The following is a 22,007-nucleotide window of genomic DNA, read 5'->3' as shown; positions in this document are numbered from 1 at the left end:
TAATCTCGCAAGCTTACCTGTAATATTAATTAATGAATAGTTAGTTATCGAGTGGTTTTGTTGAAAAATATGCAATAATAAATAATTTTTGTTGTAGTATTTGTATTTTATTGTACGGTGTGTTACCTTTGTATCATAAGGAAGAGATAAAAGGTCTTTTCATCTATACTGTAGGGTGTTGAAATTGGCAGACAAGCCCTCCTGTCTCGGGGGTGGAGAAGCTGGGATAAAGCAAATAGCGAGCTCGTATTTTGCCTAACTACTCCGTGGAGGTTCGAGTCCTTCTCCTACAGCAGGTTATTTTGGGTTTATTGTTAATTGACTAAAGCTATGGAATGCTATTTCATAGTTTTTTTTATGTCATAAGTTTTTTGTTTTTCATATGGCTCTTTCCAAATAAAAATATTTGTGTTGGTTTAAGCTGGCTTTTTGGTTTGGCAAATTTGCAAATTATAGCTATAAAACCTGCTTCGTTATTAAAATGATAAAATTTTAGTTTAAAACACATGTTTGATTAAGTAAATGTTAATTTGAGTCGGTGATTAGTGGTAAATGTGTAAATATTGATATAATAAATTGTTTATATTTTAAAATTTAAAGGACTTTATTACCTTTGAGGCATCAAATAAGTCAAACGCGGCTTTTATACTGTAGGGTGTTGAAATTGGCAGACAAGCCCTCCTGTCTCGGGGGTGGAGATTCTGGGATAAAGCACACATAGAGCTCTTGTGTTGCCTAACTTCTCCGTGGAGGTTCGAGTCCTTCTCCTACAGCCAAGTGTTAAATTAATTAAAAGAGAATGCTTTTATGACAAGGAGAATGGGAGACCATCATGCATAGAAGCCTTCTCTTTTTTGTTTTTATCAGATGGGTAATTTTATCATTTGCGGCTTCTTTTTGAGATGAATTAATTATAATTTGCTATCTATACGGTAGTATATGGCAGAAAAGAAAAAAGATAAGAAAAAGCTGAAACGGTCTCATAAGCGAATTATTCGCATTTTTTCCATTACGCTTTTTGTACTAAGCATGCTTCATGTGGTGGTGTATTTTGGATCAGACCTCCTGCTAAGAAATTATGTTCAGCATAAGGTGGAAGAAGTCTCAGGGGGACTTTATGAGATCAGTTTTGACCGCTTTCATCTCTCGATATTTGAAAGAGGTTTTTACTTTTCAGGCTTTGTACTTTCCCCTACCGATGTGGCAATGGATTCAATGGGCAAAAAACCTATTTATAAGATCCAGGCCCCAGAAATTGCGGTGAAGTCCATAGGTTATGATTTTTCCAAGAAGGTATTGGGTATTGGAGAAATCCATTTTGTAGCACCATCCGTCCAATCCAAGCAAGATTTGGAGTTTATTGATGAGCTTTCTACAGAGTCAAGATTGGAACAATTACTGGTTGAAATCAAGCGCTCTGTTGAAAATGTAAGGTTAACGGAAATCATTATTGAGCACCTATATGTGGAAAAGGCGGATTTGCTGATTGAAAATTTTGTGAGTCAAAAGTCGATCAAAGCTGAGAATACCAATATCCACATTAAGGATATATTAATGCTTACCCCAAGATCAAAGCCTACACCTTTTAATGCGGCTGGCTTCAATTTTACCCTGGAGAATTTTGAGATGTTGCTGGCAGATAGTGTTCATAACCTCCAGGCTAGTGAAATACAGGTCTCTTCGCTAGATAATTATATCCAAGCCAAAAGCGTCATCCTAAGTCCTGACCTGAGCAAGGAAAGGGAGGTCTATTACAGTATGGTACTGGATAACCTGGAGTTGACCGATGCCGATATCAATCAGGTATTTTATACTACAGATGTTAAGGTGGGAAAAATGACCTTGAGAAACCCCAGTTTTTTAATGTACTCTGAGCTTTCTCCGCAGTCTGATAAGGTCCTACAAGATTATAGTTTGTATCCTCTGATCAAGGATATTTTGGCTTCTATCAGTATTGATGATTTGACCATCAAGGACGGTGTGTATCTCCAAAGGGGTGTGAACGATGAATATAAGAACCGAATTGAGGCTGATAGAATAGATTTTCAGATGAAGAACGTCTATATAGGGCAGGAAGAGGAGACCGATCACGAAAAGTTTTTTTATGCAGATGATGCAGCCTTGGAATTGTCCAGTGTTAAGGTAGTGTTGGCAGATGGTGTTCACTGGATTACCGGTGATAAGGTTAGAATTTCTTCTTTTGAGGATAGGGTGGATGTTGAGGGGGCGAAAGTGGAGCCTTTCCGGGATGCGGGAAAAGATGTTACTTTATTTGAGGTGGACATCCCTCATTTCAGCTTGGAGGAAGCCAATTTAAAAAAGGTGTACAATGAAAGTGTTTTGGATATAGAACAACTTTTGATCAGCCAGCCTTTTGTGAAGTTTGTCAATATCCAAAAGAAAGAAGATAAATTCCAAGCAAATACCATTAAGGAGCTGAGTAAGGATTACCTCAGGGCCATCTATATTCAGAAACTGGAGCTACAGGATGGAGAAATGGTCCTGGATAATAAAATGGATATCAACAAGGACAGCATTTCTTTTAGAAAGGTCAGTTTTGTGATGGAAAACTTTGCCGTGGATGAAAGCACAGAAAAGGACAGTACGACCAGGTTTTTTATGGCGGAGGCTTTGCAATTGGAATTGGATGATTACGCCATGAAACTCACGGATGATATTCACCTCTTCAAAGCGGATAAGATTTTCATTGATACCAAAGCCCAAAGTTTGCATGTAAAGGGACTTGGCTTTGAACCATTGCATCCAGAAAATGTCCAAGAAAACCTCAGAAGGGTCAACAAAAAGTCTGTGTTGGACCTCGCTATTCCAGATATTTACCTTCATGGAGTGGATATAAGAAAGGCCTATTTTGATGAGAAATTAGAGGTGGAGCAAATCGAGGTTAACAATCCCAATATCAAGCTGAGCCGCTTTTTGGCAAGACAGGAAGAAAATGAGAAAGAGAGGATTTATGATATTTATGATTTAGCTACTAGTTATTTCTCTCATATCATTGTGGACTCAGTCAGCTTGATCAACGGATCCATTGCTTATGATAATTATGTAAGGGACCGGATTAAGACCTTCGCTGAGAACGATGTATTTATCCATATCAAGAATTTCCATTTGGATAAGGATGTGTCGCCTAGGATGGCCGGATCATTGTTTGCAGAGGAACTGGATATAAGCTTAAATAATTATGTTTTTAATGTGGCCAATGGCAAATACAGCATGAGTGCTGACAGAATTAGCTATAATTCTTCAAAGGATGAATTGGTAACGGCCAATGTCAGGCTGAGCCCAAACCGAAATTTGGGTATGAAGCTGGCACTTAGCGCAAATATCCCCAGTCTAAGCTTTAAGGGGGTGGACATGGAGGCCTTTCTCTTTGAAAATTCCTTGTCCCTGTCCAAAGTGAAAATGGCTGATGCCCAAGTCAATTTATTTATTGATAAACAGGCGGAACTGGACAGTGCTAAGACGAGAGATCCAGGCGTGAAGAGCAGGAAGTTGCCCAAAAAGATTGATTTAATAAGCATAGATACCGTGGAAGCTTCTAATGCCCATTTCAATGCTTTCTACAGCAGTGAAGGAGGGGAAAGGGAGCTGATCAATACCGGGGTAAACCTGTCTTTTCATGGATTGCTGCTGGATTCTGCTAAATTACAGGAGGGAGATATTGTGAGTTTCTTTGAGAATATGTCCATGGAAATTGATGATTTTTCCTTGACCCTGAAGGATAGTGTGCATACCATTAATTTCAGCAGTGTGGGATTGGATACTAAAAGTGATGAGATTACCTTTCAGGATTTTAGGGTAAATCCCTTGGAACTGAATGGCGGTTTTAAGGGGCCTATAGTGGATGCTTATATTCCGAGGGTAAGAATAAAAACATCCTCACTGACGAGTTTTCAGGAAACGGGACGGCTTGATATTGACGACCTGGAATTGGACCAGCCTGATATCCATTTGTACTTGGACAAAAAATCAACTCGGGACAAAGAAAACAAAAAAGCAGAAAAAGCCATCCAGGATGTGATCAAACAGTTGGAGATTGATGATTTTAGGCTTAATGGAGGTGTGTTAAGCATCAGGGAAAAGGATACGACCGGGAAGGTGCAGAATTATTCCGGTATCAATATGGTCCTGAGCGATCTTTCCTTTGATCTTAGTAATAGCAAGGGGTTTGATAAAAATATGGTGTTGAACAAAGACTTTTTGATTGAATTGCCAAATTATATCCTGAAACTCCCGGATTCTTTGAATGTCTTGGAAGTGGGACTGGTACTGCTTTCAAATGAGCGGATGGTATTGAAGGATGTGGAGCTGAAGCCTCGCTATGGAGATTACGAGTATTTGGATAAGGTAAAGTACCAGACAGATGTGATCCATGCCAAATTGCCAGAAGTGGTTTTTGACAGTGTTGATGTAAAAGGGATCCTTGAATCCAAGGATATCAGTGCAGTAAGTATGACGATCAATAGACCTGTGATCAATGTCTTTAGGGATAAGAGAATGCCTTTTGATTCCACGCTCGTACGACCGATGCCGCAAGAACTGATGAAATCATCCGGCATAAAGATGGAGTTGGATACCATTAAGGTGTTGAATGGCAAAGTTGTTTATAAGGAATTTCCTGAAAAAGGAATGGTGCCTGGAAGTATTGCCTTTGATTCTTTAACGGTGACCATCAGTCCCTTTTATTTAAATAGGGCCCTAGAAGATCCTTATCCAGTATCCTTAAGTGAATTGAAAGCTTTTGCATTGATAAATGGTGTGGGAGCTGTCAATATGAATGCAAAATTGCATTTCGATGATCCATATCGGATGGATGTAGCGGTGAATTTGGGTGAGTTTCAGCTAAATACCATCAATTCTATTTTGGCTCCCAATGCTTTTGTAAGGGTGCTTGAAGGTGTAGTAAGACCTTCTGATTGGACTTTCCAAGCCAATAAACATGAGGCATTTGGAACCATGAATTTCAGGTATAATCAGCTAAAGGTAATGTTGCTCAATGAGCGGACTTTGAAAAAAGCCAGGGGAAGAACGGGCATGCTGAACTTTGTGCTCAATGCATTTGCGCTCAGGGGCAATAATCCTAGAAAGTTTTTTAACAATATGGTGCAGGCACCTATTTATTTGGAAAGGGATGTCAGCCGCTTTATTTTCAATTATTGGTGGAAGCTGAGCCTTTCAGGATTAAAGGGCAGTATGGGCTTGGGGGCAGCAAAAAAAGAAGATGAAGAGGAGTAATTTGGATACTTACCCCATTCAGACAAAAGCAATCGGATATTTATGTGCACATTAATTGATAATATTTTAGATTTGCATTCCTAAAACAGAAAGTATTTATGCATCAGGATAAAATCGAAGCATTAAAAATAGAAATTGCGCAAGCAGATGCTAAAAATCCAGAGGAGCTGGAGGCATACAGAATGCGTTATATCAGTAAAAAGAGTGTGGTTGGTGAGCTTTTTGCCGCAATGAAGGACATTCCCAATGAGGAAAAGAAAGCTTATGGGCAACTGGTCAATGGGGTGAAAGTAGCTGCAGAAGATAAGTTTAAGGAGCTTATCGATAAAGTGAATTCAAATAGTGGTTCATCCAAAGCCTCGGATATTGATCTTACTTTGCCTGCTACCAATATCCCTGTGGGCGGGATTCATCCCTTGACATCCACCAAGCAACGCATCATAGAGATATTTGAAAGGATTGGTTTTAACCTTTCTGAGGGTCCAGAGATTGAGGATGACTGGCACAATTTTACTGCCCTTAATTTTCCTGAAAACCACCCAGCCAGGGAGATGCAGGATACCTTCTTTATCGAAAAGAATCCGGATATTGCTTTGAGAACGCATACTTCATCTGTGCAGGTGAGGGTGATGGAAAATGAAAAACCACCTATCAGGACTTTGTCCCCGGGTAGGGTTTTTAGGAATGAAGCCATTTCCGCTAGGGCACACTGTATCTTTCATCAGGTGGAAGGTTTATATGTGGATGAAAATGTAGGTTTTGCTGACCTGAAACAAACACTTTATCACTTCGCCAAGGAAATGTTTGGCAAAGAAACCAAAGTAAGGTTTAGGCCTTCTTATTTTCCGTTTACCGAGCCAAGCGCAGAAATTGACATCTCTTGTTTACTGTGTGGAGGGGATGGCTGTAATGTATGTAAAGGTACGGGCTGGGTAGAAATCGGTGGCTCGGGAATGGTCGACCCCAATGTCTTGGAGAATTGTGGAATTGATTCGGAAAAATATACCGGCTTTGCCTTTGGGATGGGCATTGAGAGGATCGCGATGTTGAAGTACCAGATCAAAGATCTAAGGTTGTTTACAGAAAATGATATCAGGTTCTTAAAACAGTTTAAACCCTTGTTATAGGAAGTCTTTTGTTCATTTTGAAAGCAATAAAAAAGGGAAGTTGACCATATCAACTTCCCTTTTTTATTGACCAGCATTAGTTGGTTAGTCTTCTTCTTTAAGGGCATTGCAGCGGTCATAGGCTGGATCAATGTCTATAAAGACTTCTTCTTTGGCAATTTTGAACCATTTTTCCAGAGCCTCGGCTTCTTTCTGTTTTTTGGTGGCCGCTTTTAGCTTTTCATAATCATCCTCTAAATTGGCCCTGTGGGCGGGGTATTTTTCTTTAAAATAAAGGAGTCTTACGGCTTTTTCCGCATCGCCGGTTCTTTGGTTTTGTTCTTCATAGCGTAATGGCTCGCTCAAGGTGCCAACTTTCATGGTGTCAATGGTAAAATAGAGGATGGGGTCTTCAAGTGTTCTTAGCGTAAGTCTGTTGGCTCCTGTGCTAGGGTCTGAGAAGAAACCGCCATTATCTGAGGTGCTTCTGTCGTCAGAGAATTCCTTGGCTGCTTTAGCAAAGCTCATCGTGTCTAGTTGGATGAGATTTCTCAAACTATCCAATTCCCTTTCTGCTGCTTCAATGTCCTTTTCTGAAGGTTTGGGCTTGATGAGTATATGACGGGTATTAAAAGAATCACTTCTTTTTTCTAGCAATTGAATCAGGTGAAAACCGAACTGTGATTCCACTGGCTCCCCAATCTCGCCTTGTCTAAGACTCAGTGCCATCGCCTCATATTCTGGAGCCAATTCCCCCCTTCCGAAGAAGCCTAAATCGCCTCCTTGGACTTTCGATCCGGGGTCTTCGGAGTACTTCCTAGCCATACTGGCAAAGTCTACTTCACCATCCATGATTTTTTGTTTGATATCTTTTAGCTGCTGAATGACTTTGTCCTTTTCTTTTCTTCCTGGCTCAGGTTTTTTGACGATTTGTCCCACTGATACCTCAGCGGAGAAAAATGGTAGGGAATCACTTGGGATCTGGTTATAGAACTTTCTCACCTCGGCAGGTGAAACCTGTAGGTCCTGCACAATATTTGCCCTCATTTTTCCAATGATCTTTTGCTCTTTAATCATATCGTGAATTTCAGACTTTAGCTGCTCAGATGTCTTTCCGTAGGCTTTAACAAGTGTTTCTTCGTCTCCACCAAATTGCTGCATCACCATGTTGAACCTTTGATCTGTCTCCAAAATTACTTCGGCATCCGTTACAATAATGGAGTCAATAGCTGCCTTGGCCACCATCAATTTGTTGATCAGTAATGACTCAAAAATATCACATCTGGAAGGTGCTTCAAAGCCCTCCTGCGATTGGGAGACAGCCTCGAGATAGGCTTTTTGAAGATCAGATTCAAGAATAATATTATTGTCGACTTTAGCGATGATTTTGTCCAAGATCTGCCCGGAAGGCTTGGCTTTGGTACTGTCCGCATCTTGGGCTTGTAAGTGAAATGAAATCACTGTCATTAGGCCTGCAGCCAGCATTTTTGTAAACTTACTCATATATCTTAAACTCATTGTTTTCTTGTGCTCGTTTATAAACGTTGTTTTGTAATGTTTCCGCAAGGTTTACTTTCCTTTTATTGACAATAATCCTGGAAATTTCATCTTTTACAAATTCAACAGGGGGGATTTGATCCTGAAGTTTATATTCCAGAATGTTAAAATAGTAGTTAAATTCCTCATCTTCTACTTTGATCAAATTATTTGACCTGTTGAGCAATTGAACTTTATTATTGTGGTTGCTCAAAGGTGTGTTGAGGATGATGTCTTCAAATTTAATCCATGTGGAATCTTCCAAGAAATAGTTGCTGGCAGATTTTATGGCCAATTCCCTTAAGGTTTCTTTGTCTTCAGGCTTATTCTGTTTAAGGAGCTTTTCCACTTTTGAATTCTGGGAGAGGTTCTTTTCCATTTTGATGAAATTGGTCCTGACGATGATTTCTTTTAAGATAAAATTGTCTTGGTTTTCATCATAATACTGCTGGATCTCCTCATCAGTAACCTCTTTGCTCAGGTGTTCTTCTATATATTGTTTCTCGTATTCGTAAACGATCAGGGCGTACCGATAATCCAATAATTTTTTGTCAAGTTCTGCTTGGCTCAAGGTAATGTTCTTGCCAGCTTCTTTGATCATGAGCTGTTTTTTTACCCACGATTGTACGTATCTGGTAGCGAGACTGCTACTGTCTTCCTTAGTGGAGGTCTCCTTGGTGATAAAGGCCAAGTCCGCTTTCCGAAGAAAGTTATTGTCCACAGCGGCCACCACCGGATTATCTTTTTCTTCCTCTTCTGTGTTTTTTATCTTAAACAGATCGCAGCTGCCTAAAAGCAAACAGAATAGGGAAATGACAAAGCGGTTAATTATGTGCAACGACGATATTTGCAATTTTCTTTTTCTCATCCTCATTTATCTGGATGATATAGTTATTTCTTAATAAACTAATTAAATCAGTGTTCAGTGATTCTTGATAGTCCTGTATGACCTTTCCTTTGGTTTCATTGAAGGTTTTGGGCATTTCAGGGTAGGTTTTTCCTATGATTACCAAGTGTGTTTTGCCTTCATATTTCAGCTTTTGTAGGTTTTTGTCCTGAATGTTTACATCCTTCAGTACGGGGTGATGCTCATATTCGAAAGTTCCTTGCTGTAGCTTATAGGATATAGGAGATGCATCTATGAATCTGGCTGTAATGTATTCATTCAAGTCCTCACTATAAGGTTTGCTTTTTAGCAACTTTTCGGCAGGACTGATCAATTCACTTTGGTTGAGCCTTAGTATCAATGCATCAGCGCGTTTGGCCCATCTATATTCTTCCTGATGTTTTTTAAAATAAGCTTCTTGACCAATAGTATCAAGCAATGCTTTTTGCCATACCATTTGGTTCATCAGGTCAAAGAGCAGAATGCCATCCCTATATTCTTTGATCAGTAACCTGTATTCTTCATTATTGGCTATCAGGTCATCTTCTTCAGTAGATGTTAGGGAAGTTTCTATATACTTGTTTAACCAAGGTTGAAAGAAGTTTCTGGGCTTAATATTGACCACTTCACCACTGCTTTCCATGAAGCTGATCAGGTCACTGACTTTTCTAGGTTCAGATTGTATGATAAACAATGTGCTGTCCATCATTCCTTTGTCTTCAAGTAAACTTTTGATGGTATTGATCTCATAAACCTGATCACTTAATAAGGTCTTGGTTTTACTGATGTTCTCTGTGTTTTCTTGGTAATGGTATTTGGATTTTTGTATGGCTTGGGCTTGGGATTTGATCAGTGTTGATCTGCTGTCTCTAAGGATTTTTGATTTTAAGCTTTCTTCCATCTCCTCATAGGAAGGAATGGGCTTGGTATCGATCAGCTTTATGATATGATAGCCATAGGCCGTGCTGATCGGTCTGGAGATTTCTCCGATTTCATTTAAGGAAAATGCAGCTTGCTCAAAATCCTTTATAAATGAACCAATACCGAACCAAGGTAGCTCTCCTTCCTTATTTTTAGTATCCTTGTCCTCGGAATAAGCTTGGCAGACTTCTGCCCAAGTACTCCCTTCTTTTTGGAGTTCGGTATAGATATCTGCAATTTTTCTTCTAGATCTGTCCGCAGACAGTGGGTCCTCAGCATCAGTTCTCACTAAGATATGGGCGACCTTTATTTGGCCGGGGTTGGGCTTTCTGTCTACCAGTTTGATGATATGATAGCCGAAATTGGTCAGTACAGGATCTGATATGGTGCCTTCTTGCAGGTTATATACGGCGTCCTCAAAGGCATAGACCATTTGTAATGAAGTGAAATAGCCCAAGTCTCCTTTATTAGTGCTTACGGATGGATCTTGGGAATACGCTATCGCCAGCTCTTCAAAATTTTCTCCGGTTTCTGCTTTTTCTTTGATCTTTTGGGCCATACGGAACACGGCTATAGAATCTTCTTTGCTGGCATTGCGGGGAAACCTCAAAAGGATATGTTTGGCATGTACTACTTCTTGCATTCGGGCATAAGCTTTTCTAAGCTCTCCCTCCTGAAGGCTGTTTTCAAGTAGGTATGGTTTTTTTAGGTCTTCTTTGAAAGCATTGAACTCTCTCTTGAATTCTTCTGATTCATGCAGGCCCAAAGCTTCAGCTTCTTTGACCTTTAATTTATAATTAATGAATAATTCCAGGTTTTCCTCAAATTCTTCCGGACTAAGTTTGTCCTCCGGTGATTCGAAGTCGCGGTTTTTTGATAGCATGTATAAAAATTCGGCAGACTGAATCGGCTCATTACCTACTTTAAGTAAGTATGGGCTTTCTTCACTGCTCGGAGTATTTTGACTCAATTGGCCAGAAGGAGTACAAGCTATGATAGTGCCCAATGCGAAAAGGCACAGATATGTATATTTCATCGTCGTTTGCATGCCAAAAACAATAGTGCAATGTTACAAATTTTAATGAAGAATGTGTGGTTTCCTCCTTGATAAGTAGCAATAATTAACAATTATTTGGAATTCAATTGTTTGATCAGGCGGCAGATATTATGGGAGTTTTTGCTTTCAATTTCTATGGTATCCATGATCGTCTTTACCAATTTGATGCCAAGTCCACCTTTTCTTTTGTCCTTTATGACATCTTTTAGGCGGGGTTCTTCATAGGTCAACATGTCAAAAGCCTCTCCTGAGTCAATGATTTCAAAAATTATACGTTGATGAAGTTTCTTTACTTTGATACGGAGATGATTGGAGGGGTTGCAGCCATGGGAATGGATGATGCGATTGGCACAGACCTCTTCCACTGCCAAAATCAATTCGTTTTTGACCACATCAGTTAAACCGGAAGTGCTAAGCTCCTTATCAAGAAAAGTCCTCAGCTCGGCTAATTTGTTCTTTTCGCAGTATAGGGTTAGCTCATGCTTCATGGATAGTCTGCAATGCCTCTTCTTTGTTTGCCTTAATGGTAATGAGCTGGTCCAAGCCAAGAATATGGAATACATTGATCACTTTCTCGGAAAGACCATAAATTAGAAATTGGACTCCTTGTTCTTCAAAATCCTCCAAATAGGACATGAAAACACCAAGTCCGGCTGACGAAATGTATTCTAGTCTGCTTCCATCTACTAAGATCTTTTTATGGTTCTTATTTAGTAATTCACCAATTGCTTCATCAAGCTCAACCGAGTTACTCGCATCGACCTGCCCCCTTAATATTAAGATTGTCTGATCTTTTTCGGTTTGTTTGTTGATTTCTAACATATGTGATTATACGCTTAGATTTATCTAATGTTTACTTGTCAAATTTAACTACCAATAAGGAGTAATCGTCGTCAGTTAGGCATGATGCTCCAACGAAACTATACACCTCATCGATGATTTTTTCTTTTATCTCATTGGGCGTCTTTTTATGGGAAATGTCCAGTATTTGCCTTAATCTATCATAACCAAATTCTTCCCCGTCTTGGTTTTTTGCCTCAATAATGCCATCGGTATACATGACCAATACATCACCTTTTTGATAGTTGATGGTTTTTTCTTTCAGATATTTTCCAAATTTTTCACTCCTTACGATTCCCAGTCCAAGGCCTTCTACTTTTAGGTAGGTAGATTTTCCTTGTTCAGACTTATAATATAATGTAGGACAGTGACCAGCCCTGGAAAAGGTGATTTCATGCTTGTCAGTGTCCAATATATAGTAGGTAGTGGTGATAAAATGGTTCTTGGCAAGGCATTTACTCAGGGCACTATTGGCGCGTGTCAGAAATTCTTTAGGACTAAGGTCTAGTTGGGCTAGGCTATGAAAGATGCCTTTCATTTGGGCCATGTTAAAGGCAGCGGAAGTTCCCTTTCCTGAAACATCTCCAATAATCAGTGCAAAGCGATGCTGGTTGAACTGATAAGTTTCGTAATAATCTCCTCCGACTTCGTCAGCAGCCTCTGAAAAACCCACGATATTGAAACTTTCATTATGGTGAAGCTCAGATGGGAGAAGGCTGCGCTGTACCCTCTGGGCAATTTTAAGTTCTTCTTTGTACCGTTCGTTCCTGATAGCTTCGTTCAGCAATCTGTGGTTTTCCACGGAAATGCTGGCCTGGCCGACAAATGTTGAAATGATATTCAACATTTCTTTGTTGAAGCCATTTTTGACCTCTTTCAACAGAAAAATATTGCCTAATAGTTCCTTATTGGCACGGATGGGGATGATAAGGACTGAATTGAATATCTCATGGTCCAAAGGGCCATGGATATGTTCCAGATCGATCTGTTGATTGTCCTTTAGATAATCAGAAAAAGGCTTGTTCTTTTCAAGCATTTCTTTGATATCCTTCCGGTCTTTATTGGTAATGAACCTTTGGTGTAGCGTTTGGAAATGATTGTTTTCATCCTTTACTTCCAACCAAGCAGCATCCACATAGGCTGCACTCATACAGCTGTCCATCAAGATATCCAGTACCTGGCTTTCACTTTGCCCAGGTTGAATGGATTGGCTGAGCTTTTGGAAGTTGATGGCCTCAGTGAGTTTTTGTTCAAAAACCGAAGATGTAGGAAGGTTAAAGAGTGTTACCAAGAAGCTGAATAGCGCGTAAATAAATACAAATCCAAACAGTCCTAGCAAGAAAAGGTTGTCGGTCAGGTTGACCAAAATAAATCCTTTCTCACTATAAGAAAGCATTTGGAGAAATAAGCCAAGACAGCTGATGATAATGATGGCAAAGAACAAAATGGATTTCCACTTGTCCTTAAAAGTTAGGTAGGGGATCCATTTTAGGTTTACCGAAATGATGATACTGAATATCAATAAGAAGAGCAAACCAAAAAGAAAAGTGAAGTCAAAGCTGTTTTGGTTAAAATAAATGAAAAACATGCTGACTGTGAGCATGACTTCATATATTTGCCACTGTTGGACCACATTTTTGTTTTTCTGGTATAAAATGAGGTGTTTCCATAATAAAGTACAAGAAATCAGAAATATGGTGGTCATGCCAAAATTGACATGATAGAAGAAATTGGCCAATAAAGGGTCTCTTGACAGCCTGGTGTTATTTAGGGAATAATAGAAAAGTTGGATCAATAAACCTGTGCCCAAGGCCATTAAGCCGGTGGAGGCCCCCCTCCAAATCAATTGAATGAAATTGTTGTTTTCATTTTGGGCCAAGGACCGGCTGATGAAAATATATATCAAGATGAAAAACATGATTTCCAAAGACCAAGTGATTTCAGGGGCAATGCCCAGATTCATTTGGTTAATGGTTCCGAAAAGCCTTAAAAGGTCCACAAAAAGCATCCCTAACCAAGTGAGTATGGTCACGAGGAGAGTGATCTTTCCGATATTTATATTGGGGAGTTTAAACATTGATCAAAAAACATTACAATAATACATAATGTCATTCAATTATCAAGATGCATTTATAAAGCATATCATATAACCTTTAGTTTAGAAATGAGAATTATTAGTAAAATTTTTGGAGTCTTGTCCACTTTTATCTTGATCAGCTGTACAGCTTCTGAGGTAAATAAGTTTATCCAAGGTGCCAGTGAGGCTACTTTATCTGAAGCAGATGTAAGTGCTGGACTGAAAGAAGCCTTGGTGCAGGGCATTTCGGAAGGCGTGGAAAGTGCTTCATCTACAGATGGTTTCTTGGCCAATGATTTGATTCGCATCGCCTTGCCGGAAGATGTCCAAAAAGTAGAGTCCACACTCAGGAGGTTTGGTTTGGGAAATGAGGTAGATAAGGTGATCACGACCATTAACCGTGGAGCAGAAAATGCAGCCAAAGAGGCAAAGCCTATTTTTATCAGTGCCATTAAGCAATTGACGATTCAGGATGCTTGGGACATTCTCAAGGGAGGGGATGATGCTGCTACGCAATATCTGAAAAGGGCCACTTCTGATCAACTGACCCAGCTCTTCAAACCTCATGTCCAGGAATCATTGGATCAGGTGGGCGCGACAAAGCATTACAGTGAATTGGTCAACGCATATAATAGGGTGCCGACCACACAAAATAAATTGGATCCGGACTTGAACAGTTATGTTACCAATATGGCAATTGAAGGGCTTTTTAAATTGGTAGCTGAGGAAGAAAAAGCGATTAGGGAAGATCCTTTGGAGAGAAGTAGCGTGTTGTTGAAGCGGGTGTTTGCAGTGCAGGATTAAATAAAAGAGGTAGGGGATATCACAAAAAAGTAATGTCCTCTATCGCTCCCTTGCCAAATTTGTCTTCTATGATCTGAAGGACCTTAGATTTGTTCATCATCAATTCTTTTTTGATGGGGCCAGAACTTAGTTTGACAAAAAGCTTTTTGTCCTTGGCATAAACACTGGTTGTTCTGCTCGCAATGGATTTGCCCATAAGCTCTCCCCAAGATCCAGCAATTTTCTTTTCATTGAATCTGTCTTTAAGTCTATAGGCCTGTAATAGTTCTTCAAAGGCCTCTTTGAGTGGTGTGATTTCTTTTTTGCGTGGATTGTAATCCTGATACTTCTTCATGGTCATAAAGGTACTAAGTATTGCTCACAGAAATAACTTTCCGGCGATATAGTCTGCCAAAAGTTTTCCCTCTTTGGTCAAAACCAAATATTGATCTTTGAGTGTAATTAATCCGTCTTCTTGGAAATCATGAATGGCTGATTTTTGTAGGTCCAATAGAGATACATCAAATTGATTTTCCAGTTTTTGAAGGTCTGTTCCCCAAATAGTTCTTAAGGAAGTCAATATGTATTCATTGATCAGGTCTTCTCTAGAAAGCAGGTCTTTTTCGAAATTGATCGATCCGTTTTCCAATGATTTGATGTATTGGGCATTGTTGGCAATATTATGCTGTCTGTTTTTGCCGTCAAATGAATGGGCGCTTGGCCCAATCCCCAAATAGGGGATACCCTTCCAGTAATTGGTATTATGAACAGCAAAAGCATGGGCTTTGCCAAAATTAGAGATTTCATACTGAATGTATCCGGCTCGTTCCAAGTACGCTTGCATGATTTCAAATTGGTCGGCGCTAAAGTCTTCGGAGGCAGGGAGGAATTTACCCTTTTGTGTCCAGTTGCCCAAGGCGGTTCCTGGTTCTATGGTAAGGCAATAACTGCTAATATGTCCGGGGTCAAGGGTGATGGCTGTTTGAAGGTCTTTTTTCCAAAGCTCGTGGTTGGCCTGAGGAAAGCCATACATCAGGTCTATGGACAGCTTTTCAAAACCGGCCTTTCGCGCATTTTCGATTACCTTAAGGGATTCTTTGGCATCATGGCTTCTGTTGTAGAACTGAAGTACCTCGTCGTGGAAACTTTGGATACCGATGCTCAGGCGGTCGAATTGGAGCGATTTAAGCTCTTGTAGTTTGGCAGGGGAAAGGTTATCAGGATTGGCTTCGATGGTCAATTCTTCAAGGTCTAAATTATAGTGAAGGCTTATGGTCTGGAGAATGGCCGAAATTTCCTCCTTGTTCAATAGCGATGGTGTCCCGCCGCCAAAATAGATCGTTTTGATCCTGCAATCTTTGCCCAGATAGTCTTTTTGGAGTACCAATTCCTTACAGATCATCTCCACCATTTTTGATTTTAGATCAGTCTGTGTGCTGAAGTGAAAATCACAATAGTGACATGCCTGCTTACAAAAGGGGATATGAATGTATATTCCTGCCAAAATCATTACTTTTATACACACAAAGGTAAGTAATTTCAACGTCTGGCTATTTGAAAAAGGGAATCATTACATTATTAATATTGCTGGGGGCTGTTTTTCGAGTGACTTTTGGTCAGGACAGCCTCTCTCTTAAAATGATCGTCAGGGGGGGGATTAATCATACTGAGTTGAAGGGTTTTTCTACAGAAGCAGCCCAAGCGTTTTTTTTGAAACAATATCTGGTTTCATTGGGAAATAATGGCTTTTTGATGGCTGATACAGTGTCTGTGACGAAGAGGGGAAATGTTAAAGAGGTACTGGTTGAAACAGGTCAGCGATATGAGTGGCTTTACCTTTCAGAAGGCAATATTCCCTTATCAATTCTAAGCAGACTGGGCTTCAACAGCAAGAATTTTGATCATCGCCCTGTCAATTTTGAAGCGTTACGGGTATTGATCGATAAAATTATTGGACATTATGAAAACCACGGCTATCCCTTTGCCACGGTAAGGTTAGATAGCATTGCTCAGGAAGGAAAGTCATTTTCGGCAAATCTTCATCTGAGTCAGGGCCCTCTGATCAGTTTTGATAGTTTGAGAGTGGTGGGCAGTTCCGACGTGAATGAAGCCTACTTGGGCAGGTATTTGGGGATTGGCCCAGGAAAAGTATATGTACAAAATAAGGTGGATGAAGTGGTTCGGCGTTTGAAACTCCAGAAGGCATTTATGATTTCTGACAATCCCCAAGTAAGTTTTCAAAATAGTGAGGCTACGGTCTATATCCCTCTGAAGGATAGGAAAGTAAATACTATTGATGGGATCATAGGTCTATTGCCCAACGAGACAGAAAAAAGCAAGATGCTTGTTACAGGTCAGTTTGACCTAGAGCTTTTCAATGTGAGTGGCAGAGGGAGAAATTATGGACTTCACTGGCAAAGGCTCAGTCAATATTCCCAAAATCTGCGAATCAATGCAGAAGAGCCTATGATTTTAGGATCGGGCATAGATGTAAAAGCTTCTTTTTACTTATTGAAGGAGGACACTACTTTTATCAATAGGAATTTCAGAATTGATCTTGGCCATCAATTAAGTTCTTCATTTTATATCAATTTTTTTTCCATGCGGCAATCTGGGGATTTGTTGTCAGTCTCAGTGGAGCAGGATGAAAGCAGTACTTTACCGGAAGTTTTGGACTTTAGGTTCAATAGCTATGGTGCCCAATTGAGCTTTTTTGCTTTGGATAATATTTATAATCCCAGACGGGGCTGGCAGGCCAGCTTTGAGTCTGCGGTTGGAAACAAGAAAATACTGATGAATACAGCGATTCCTGAGAGCCTTTATGAGGGGATTGATTTAGCTGCTTTACAATATTATGGGGAGTTTTCGGTTGAGAATTATTGGAGATGGACTTCGATGTTAACGGCTATGATCAGGTTGAGGGCAGGAAAGATTGCAGGAAATAATGTTTTGAAGAATGACATGTTCCGGTTGGGAGGTTTAAGAAGTATAAGAGGTTTTAATGAGAATTTCTTTTTCGCAAATCAGTATGTTTATGCTAATTTTGAGCCAAGGTTTTACTTCGAGAATGGGTCCTACTTTATGGGCTTTGTGGATGTAGCGGTGTTGGTGGAGGATGGATTGATAGGAGAGCGGAGCATAGATAGGCCGATTTCATTTGGAGGTGGTTTAAGTTTGGATACAGGTCAAGGGGCATTTCAGTTTATTCTTGGAGTGGGAAGATCAAATGAGCAGCAGTTAGGCATGAACTATGCGAAAGTACATTTTGGATATACAGGGAGGTTTTAAGTAATGATGATAAAAACAGTGGTAAGGATAGTTTTAGGGGCATTTTTGTTTTTGTTTTTTCTCAAAACTAATGCACAGGTGTTGGAGAATTACAATCCCCATATCACTACTGTAAAAAAGCATGAGTTTTCATTAAGCCCCATCATGGCTTCGGTTTCCATTGATGTAGAGGGGTATCCGAAATCTACTTTTGAGATGAAATTTCCCACCTCTTCTGCGGTATTTGTAGCTAATCAATTGTGGTTTTATACCAAAAGTGATACTTCTTTTTTGCTGCCCTTGCCAGCCTTCAAAAGGCAATTTCCTGAATTATCGGGGAAAGTAGATATAGAAGTTTACCGGTCGGGTATCCGGGAGGAAGATATTTCGATTAAAAAAGGAGTTTTTAGGACAGGAATTGAGATAGATGGGGGCGAGGGTGCAACTGGGCCGAAATATAGGATCAAGGACTATGTCAGGGATTTTTTGATTTTGGCATTGGTGATCATTTTGGCTTTAATAGCCTTGTTCAAAGTGACCTATCCCCTGATGTTTAAAACCGCCTTGCGTCCCGTTTCTATTTTTTCCGAAGATTTTTCCGAACCTGGGACAGGAGGGAAAGTTTTTTCATCGGATATGATATTTAATATTTTGGTTTTTAGTATGCTAGTGACTTTGTTCATCATGTCTGGTATACATTTTACCGAAGTGCCTTTTTTGGAAAAATACTTGAAGGGGGATATTAATTTTTTGTTTCTTGTCTGGCTGTCAGGTACAGCGGTGTTTATGATATTGTCTGTCTTTAAATATTTGTGGATCAAGCTTTTTGCTTCTGTTTATCAGATTGAACGTTGGGATTTTAGGCAGTTTTTTTATTTGATGCGGGGATTAGTTATCCTCATGTTATTATGTTTTGTGGTGATTATTGTCTTCTATATTCAGGGGTTCACGGAAATGGATTTGGTGTTGAATTATGCCGTGTCTTTATTTTTTTTAGTGTATTTATTGGGCATATTTCGACTTTTTTACATCATGTTAAAAAAAGTCCCATTTAAAAGTTACCATTTATTTTCTTACATTTGCAGCTCTGAATTGGTTCCCTTCTTGGTGATGGCCAAGATAGTCTTGGGCTGATTCCTGGAAAAAAAGATTAGAGAAAACAAAAGTAGAAAACAGACAAAATGACTAAATCTACAAAAGACAGATTTCGGCCGGTTAAGAGTATTTTGGTTTCTCAACCTAAACCTTCGGACACAAAGTCTCCTTATTTCCAGCTCGCTGAGAAATACAATCTAAAGATTGATTTCAGACCTTTTATTCAAGTCGAGCCCGTTGGTATCAGAGACTTTAGAAAGCAAAAGATTGATATTTTGAAGCATACTGCCGTAATTTTTACAAGCAGAAATGCTATTGATCACTTTTTTAAGATCTGCCAGGAACTGAAGATTGAAATGCCTGCGGACATGAAGTATTTCTGTATTTCTGAGCAAACTGCCCATTATTTGCAGAAATATATTGTCATCAGGAAGAGAAAGCTTTTCGTGGGGGTAAGAACAGCTGCTGATCTTTTTGATTATTTCAAAAAACACAAGGGAGAGAAATACCTGTTCCCATGTTCCGATATCAGAAAGAACGATATTCCGGATTTTCTTGAGAAAAACAATATCGAGTTTACCGAGGCTATCATTTACCACACAGTGGCTGCAGATCTTTCAGATTTAAAAGATATCAAATACGATATTTTGGCTTTTTACAGTCCATCAGGTATCAAGTCATTGATCCAGAATTTTCCGGATTTTGAACAAGGGTTTACCAGAATTGCAGCTTTTGGTCCTACAACTTCCAAGAGTGTGAGGGACCAAGACTTGATCTTGGACATTGAAGCACCTATGCCAAATGCGCCTAGCATGACCGGTGCCTTGGAGCTTTATATTAAAAAGGTGAACAATGTCTAAAAAAAGTTAACATTTATAGGGTAAATTCGATTATAATTGTGTAGACTAGTTATATTAAGCATAATGTACTTTTGATGCACATGAAAAATAGAATTTACCTTTATTTTGTTATTTTTTCCAGCTTAAGCATAATACTGTTTAGTGGACAAACTGCACATGCACAGCAGGATGCTCAATTTTCCCAGTATATGTATAACCGACTATTTTATAACCCCGCATTTTCAGGTTTGCAGGGAGGTTATCAATTTTCAGCTCTCCACAGGAGTCAGTGGTTAGGCTATACTACTTCTACGGGGCAAGGTGGCGCGCCCACTACCCAATTGCTGACGGCGACAGGAAGGTTTTCCAATAAACCCTTTGGTTGGGGATTGTCATTTGTCAATGACGATATAGGTCCTACCACCAGTCAAGATGTGAACATTTCTTTGGCTTATCATAAAAATATCAGAAAGGGAACTTTGAGTTTGGGGCTGTTTGGTGGCGTGTTCTCCAATACCATCAAATATGGAGAGTTGGATTTGGTGAACCCAGATCCCAATGTGCCGGTATCTGGTGATGAAAGTCAGATGAGCTTTAATTTTGGAGCAGGTATACTGTATAAAACAGCCAATTATTATCTGAGTTTAAGTAGTAGGAATATCAATGAGCCTAGTTTTGATTTTGGAGATGGTACCTTTGACAATACGTTGAAAAACCACAGTTACTTAATGGCCGGCTACGAATTTAAAACCTTTGCGCAAATACGATTTAAGCCAAGTTTATTAGTTAAAACTGTTGGCTTGAATAATTTTTCTTATGATATTAGCGTTATAGCCACACATAATGATAAAGTTAGCGGTGGTTTGGCCTATAGAGGAGAAGAATCCGTATCCGTGCTTTTAGGTTATCAATTATTGAAAGATAAATCCCTTCGATTAGGGTATGCATTTGATTTGGTAGTTGGTGGGAACGAAGCAAAATCACCTAGTTCCCATGAACTTATGTTGTCGTATAATTTGCCAACTATAACACGGAATTTACAGAAAGCCATACAAAGAACACCTAGATTTAGATTTTAATAAATCATTTATTTTCGTGCTTTCGTTGCGTTTTTTTGGTATTTTCTGTTAAATTTCGATCTTGGTAAATAGACGTGTGTCTAGAAAATTGGGAATTGTCAACTAAAGTGTCTTATATGTACAGAAAAAAAAACTCACGATTTTTGACAGGAGTCGTGATGCTGATAGCTTCAGTACTTCTGCAGAGTTGCGGTCTTTTTGGCAGTAAAGGCTCAGCAAGTGAAAAAGCTAACAGGTCTGGTGAGGTAACGGGTGTGCCGAACCGATCTGGGTGGCAGCAGGTTTTGCCCCATGAGATGGTGCCCGTAAAAGCAGGTACTTTTTGGATGGGCCAAGCAGATGAGGATATTGCTGTCAGTAAATCCTCTCTGAACAGGCAGGTGACGATATCGGAGTTTTATATGGATAAGTATGAGGTATCCAATAATAAATATCGTCAATTTTTAGAAGCGGTAAAAATGGGCGAGTTGGCCTTATCTACCCCTACAACTTTGAAGGACCCTCCTCAATTTAATATTGATGAGCTGGTTCCGGATACTACCGTGTGGTCTCAAAGTTTCACCCACCATTATGGAGACCCATTGATGGAATATTATTTTGAGCACCCTGCATTTGACGATTATCCAGTGGTAGGAATCAGTTGGGAGCAAGCAAGGAAATTTTGTGAGTGGAAAACTTATCATATGAATGCCAATGACAAGTCGGAATATGATATGCCTCGCTTTAGATTGCCTTCTGAAGCTGAATGGGAATATGCTGCCAAGGGAGGTAAAGAAATAGCCAAATACCCTTGGGGAGGTCCATATTTGAAAAACAGAAGAGGCTGTTTAATGGCCAATTTCAAACCTGGTAGAGGTAATTATATAGATGACGGATTTGCATATACGGCACCAGTTGACACTTATGCCCCTAACGATTTCGGAATTTATAATATGTCAGGAAATGTGGCAGAATGGGTAATAGATGCATATAATCCTGCAGGCAGTGCTTTGAGTTGGGATTTGGATCCGAGATATGAAGATGAAAATGAATCTAGAAAAGTAGTCAGAGGTGGCTCTTGGAAAGATATTGCCCACTATTTGGAAACTAGTACCAGAACCTACGAGTATCAAGACGTAAAAACAGCACATATTGGCTTTAGAACGGTCATGACTTTTATAGGAAGATCAGGTTCTATGGACGTAAGGGCATCTAAAAGAAGAAGACGTTAATTACTCATATTATTAAACTACACACACACACTATTAAAAAACCATACTTTTAAAATC

General features: G+C 39.5%; 16 protein-coding genes and 1 tRNA gene. 9 read left to right on the top strand and 8 right to left on the bottom strand.

The window, feature by feature from the left end; genetic code table 11:
- Positions 1-649: 649 nt before the first annotated feature.
- The 3 genes from KZP23_RS03545 to KZP23_RS03535 all read left to right on the top strand — a co-directional run bounded on the left by KZP23_RS03545 (position 650) and on the right by KZP23_RS03535 (position 6,380).
- A tRNA-Asp gene (locus tag KZP23_RS03545) sits at positions 650-776 on the top strand.
- A gap of 163 nt (positions 777-939) precedes the next feature.
- Positions 940-5,253, top strand: coding sequence for an AsmA family protein (locus KZP23_RS03540; RefSeq protein WP_226334752.1), 4,314 nt, complete (start codon positions 940-942; stop codon positions 5,251-5,253).
- Between the two features lie 98 nt (positions 5,254-5,351).
- On the top strand, positions 5,352-6,380 hold the full coding sequence (locus KZP23_RS03535) for a phenylalanine--tRNA ligase subunit alpha (RefSeq protein WP_226334751.1): 1,029 nt from the start codon (positions 5,352-5,354) through the stop codon (positions 6,378-6,380).
- An 84-nt stretch (positions 6,381-6,464) separates the two neighbouring features.
- Here KZP23_RS03535 and KZP23_RS03530 read toward each other — a convergent pair whose 3' ends face one another.
- The 6 genes from KZP23_RS03530 to KZP23_RS03505 form a co-directional block, all read right to left on the bottom strand.
- A complete protein-coding gene (locus tag KZP23_RS03530; protein WP_226334750.1) occupies positions 6,465-7,862 on the bottom strand; it encodes a peptidylprolyl isomerase in 1,398 nt (465 codons plus the stop codon).
- The gene (locus KZP23_RS03525) at positions 7,855-8,763 is read right to left on the bottom strand and encodes a peptidylprolyl isomerase (protein ID WP_226334749.1); all 909 of its coding nucleotides are present in this window, start codon (positions 8,761-8,763) and stop codon (positions 7,855-7,857) included. Before KZP23_RS03525 ends, KZP23_RS03530 begins: the two co-directional genes overlap by 8 nt.
- Positions 8,720-10,738: a peptidylprolyl isomerase gene (locus tag KZP23_RS03520; protein ID WP_226334748.1), complete on the bottom strand. Its 2,019-nt coding sequence runs from the start codon at positions 10,736-10,738 to the stop codon at positions 8,720-8,722. Before KZP23_RS03520 ends, KZP23_RS03525 begins: the two co-directional genes overlap by 44 nt.
- A 92-nt stretch (positions 10,739-10,830) precedes the next feature.
- Positions 10,831-11,247 carry an ATP-binding protein gene (locus tag KZP23_RS03515; protein ID WP_226334747.1) on the bottom strand — a complete coding sequence of 139 codons (417 nt, stop codon included), beginning with the start codon at positions 11,245-11,247 and terminating at the stop codon, positions 10,831-10,833.
- Positions 11,237-11,581, bottom strand: a complete 345-nt coding sequence (locus KZP23_RS03510) for an STAS domain-containing protein (RefSeq protein WP_226334746.1) — start codon at positions 11,579-11,581, stop codon at positions 11,237-11,239. The genes KZP23_RS03515 and KZP23_RS03510 overlap by 11 nt, the downstream gene beginning before the upstream one ends.
- 31 nt (positions 11,582-11,612) lie before the next feature.
- Positions 11,613-13,676, bottom strand: coding sequence for a GAF domain-containing SpoIIE family protein phosphatase (locus KZP23_RS03505; protein WP_226334745.1), 2,064 nt, complete (start codon positions 13,674-13,676; stop codon positions 11,613-11,615).
- 87 nt (positions 13,677-13,763) lie between these two features.
- On the opposite strand from KZP23_RS03505, the gene KZP23_RS03500 reads away from it, so the two are divergent.
- Positions 13,764-14,480: a DUF4197 domain-containing protein gene (locus KZP23_RS03500; RefSeq protein ID WP_226334744.1), complete on the top strand. Its 717-nt coding sequence runs from the start codon at positions 13,764-13,766 to the stop codon at positions 14,478-14,480.
- 19 nt (positions 14,481-14,499) lie between these two features.
- Here the strand turns inward: KZP23_RS03500 and KZP23_RS03495 are convergent, their stop codons facing one another.
- A complete protein-coding gene (locus KZP23_RS03495) occupies positions 14,500-14,814 on the bottom strand; it encodes a DUF721 domain-containing protein (protein ID WP_226334743.1) in 315 nt (104 codons plus the stop codon).
- Between the two features lie 24 nt (positions 14,815-14,838).
- Positions 14,839-15,963 carry a radical SAM family heme chaperone HemW gene (gene hemW / locus KZP23_RS03490; protein ID WP_226334742.1) on the bottom strand — a complete coding sequence of 375 codons (1,125 nt, stop codon included), beginning with the start codon at positions 15,961-15,963 and terminating at the stop codon, positions 14,839-14,841.
- 50 nt (positions 15,964-16,013) lie between these two features.
- Here hemW and KZP23_RS03485 point away from each other — a divergent pair, with 50 nt between their 5' ends.
- The 5 genes from KZP23_RS03485 to porK all read left to right on the top strand — a co-directional run bounded on the left by KZP23_RS03485 (position 16,014) and on the right by porK (position 21,950).
- The gene (locus tag KZP23_RS03485) at positions 16,014-17,747 is read left to right on the top strand and encodes a BamA/TamA family outer membrane protein (protein WP_226334741.1); all 1,734 of its coding nucleotides are present in this window, start codon (positions 16,014-16,016) and stop codon (positions 17,745-17,747) included.
- Positions 17,748-17,750: 3 nt separating this feature from the next.
- A complete protein-coding gene (locus tag KZP23_RS03480; RefSeq protein WP_226334740.1) occupies positions 17,751-18,860 on the top strand; it encodes a DUF4271 domain-containing protein in 1,110 nt (369 codons plus the stop codon).
- A gap of 47 nt (positions 18,861-18,907) precedes the next feature.
- Complete coding sequence (locus tag KZP23_RS03475; RefSeq protein WP_226334739.1) at positions 18,908-19,681, top strand: uroporphyrinogen-III synthase; 774 nt, start codon at positions 18,908-18,910, stop codon at positions 19,679-19,681.
- A gap of 80 nt (positions 19,682-19,761) precedes the next feature.
- The gene (locus tag KZP23_RS03470; RefSeq protein WP_226334738.1) at positions 19,762-20,739 is read left to right on the top strand and encodes a PorP/SprF family type IX secretion system membrane protein; all 978 of its coding nucleotides are present in this window, start codon (positions 19,762-19,764) and stop codon (positions 20,737-20,739) included.
- Positions 20,740-20,855: 116 nt separating this feature from the next.
- A complete protein-coding gene (gene porK, locus KZP23_RS03465) occupies positions 20,856-21,950 on the top strand; it encodes a T9SS ring complex lipoprotein PorK/GldK (protein ID WP_226334737.1) in 1,095 nt (364 codons plus the stop codon).
- Positions 21,951-22,007: the final 57 nt, after the last annotated feature.

This window comes from Echinicola marina, from assembly GCF_020463795.1.
Lineage (GTDB): Bacteria > Bacteroidota > Bacteroidia > Cytophagales > Cyclobacteriaceae > Echinicola > Echinicola marina.
Note: the sequence above shows the minus strand (reverse complement) of the source record. Positions and strands in the feature narration are given on the sequence as shown.

Bases quoted from the DNA above. Each gene is read 5' to 3' on its own strand.
- KZP23_RS03540 (WP_226334752.1), top strand. From the start codon at position 940: ATGGCAGAAAAGAAAAAAGATAAGAAAAAGCTGAAACGGTCTCATAAG.
- KZP23_RS03535 (WP_226334751.1), top strand. From the start codon at position 5,352: ATGCATCAGGATAAAATCGAAGCATTAAAAATAGAAATTGCGCAAGCA.
- KZP23_RS03530 (WP_226334750.1), bottom strand. From the start codon at position 7,862: ATGAGTAAGTTTACAAAAATGCTGGCTGCAGGCCTAATGACAGTGATT.
- KZP23_RS03525 (WP_226334749.1), bottom strand. From the start codon at position 8,763: ATGAGAAAAAGAAAATTGCAAATATCGTCGTTGCACATAATTAACCGC.
- KZP23_RS03520 (WP_226334748.1), bottom strand. From the start codon at position 10,738: ATGAAATATACATATCTGTGCCTTTTCGCATTGGGCACTATCATAGCT.
- KZP23_RS03515 (WP_226334747.1), bottom strand. From the start codon at position 11,247: ATGAAGCATGAGCTAACCCTATACTGCGAAAAGAACAAATTAGCCGAG.
- KZP23_RS03510 (WP_226334746.1), bottom strand. From the start codon at position 11,581: ATGTTAGAAATCAACAAACAAACCGAAAAAGATCAGACAATCTTAATA.
- KZP23_RS03505 (WP_226334745.1), bottom strand. From the start codon at position 13,676: ATGTTTAAACTCCCCAATATAAATATCGGAAAGATCACTCTCCTCGTG.
- KZP23_RS03500 (WP_226334744.1), top strand. From the start codon at position 13,764: ATGAGAATTATTAGTAAAATTTTTGGAGTCTTGTCCACTTTTATCTTG.
- KZP23_RS03495 (WP_226334743.1), bottom strand. From the start codon at position 14,814: ATGAAGAAGTATCAGGATTACAATCCACGCAAAAAAGAAATCACACCA.
- KZP23_RS03480 (WP_226334740.1), top strand. From the start codon at position 17,751: ATGATGATAAAAACAGTGGTAAGGATAGTTTTAGGGGCATTTTTGTTT.
- KZP23_RS03475 (WP_226334739.1), top strand. From the start codon at position 18,908: ATGACTAAATCTACAAAAGACAGATTTCGGCCGGTTAAGAGTATTTTG.
- KZP23_RS03470 (WP_226334738.1), top strand. From the start codon at position 19,762: ATGAAAAATAGAATTTACCTTTATTTTGTTATTTTTTCCAGCTTAAGC.
- porK (WP_226334737.1), top strand. From the start codon at position 20,856: ATGTACAGAAAAAAAAACTCACGATTTTTGACAGGAGTCGTGATGCTG.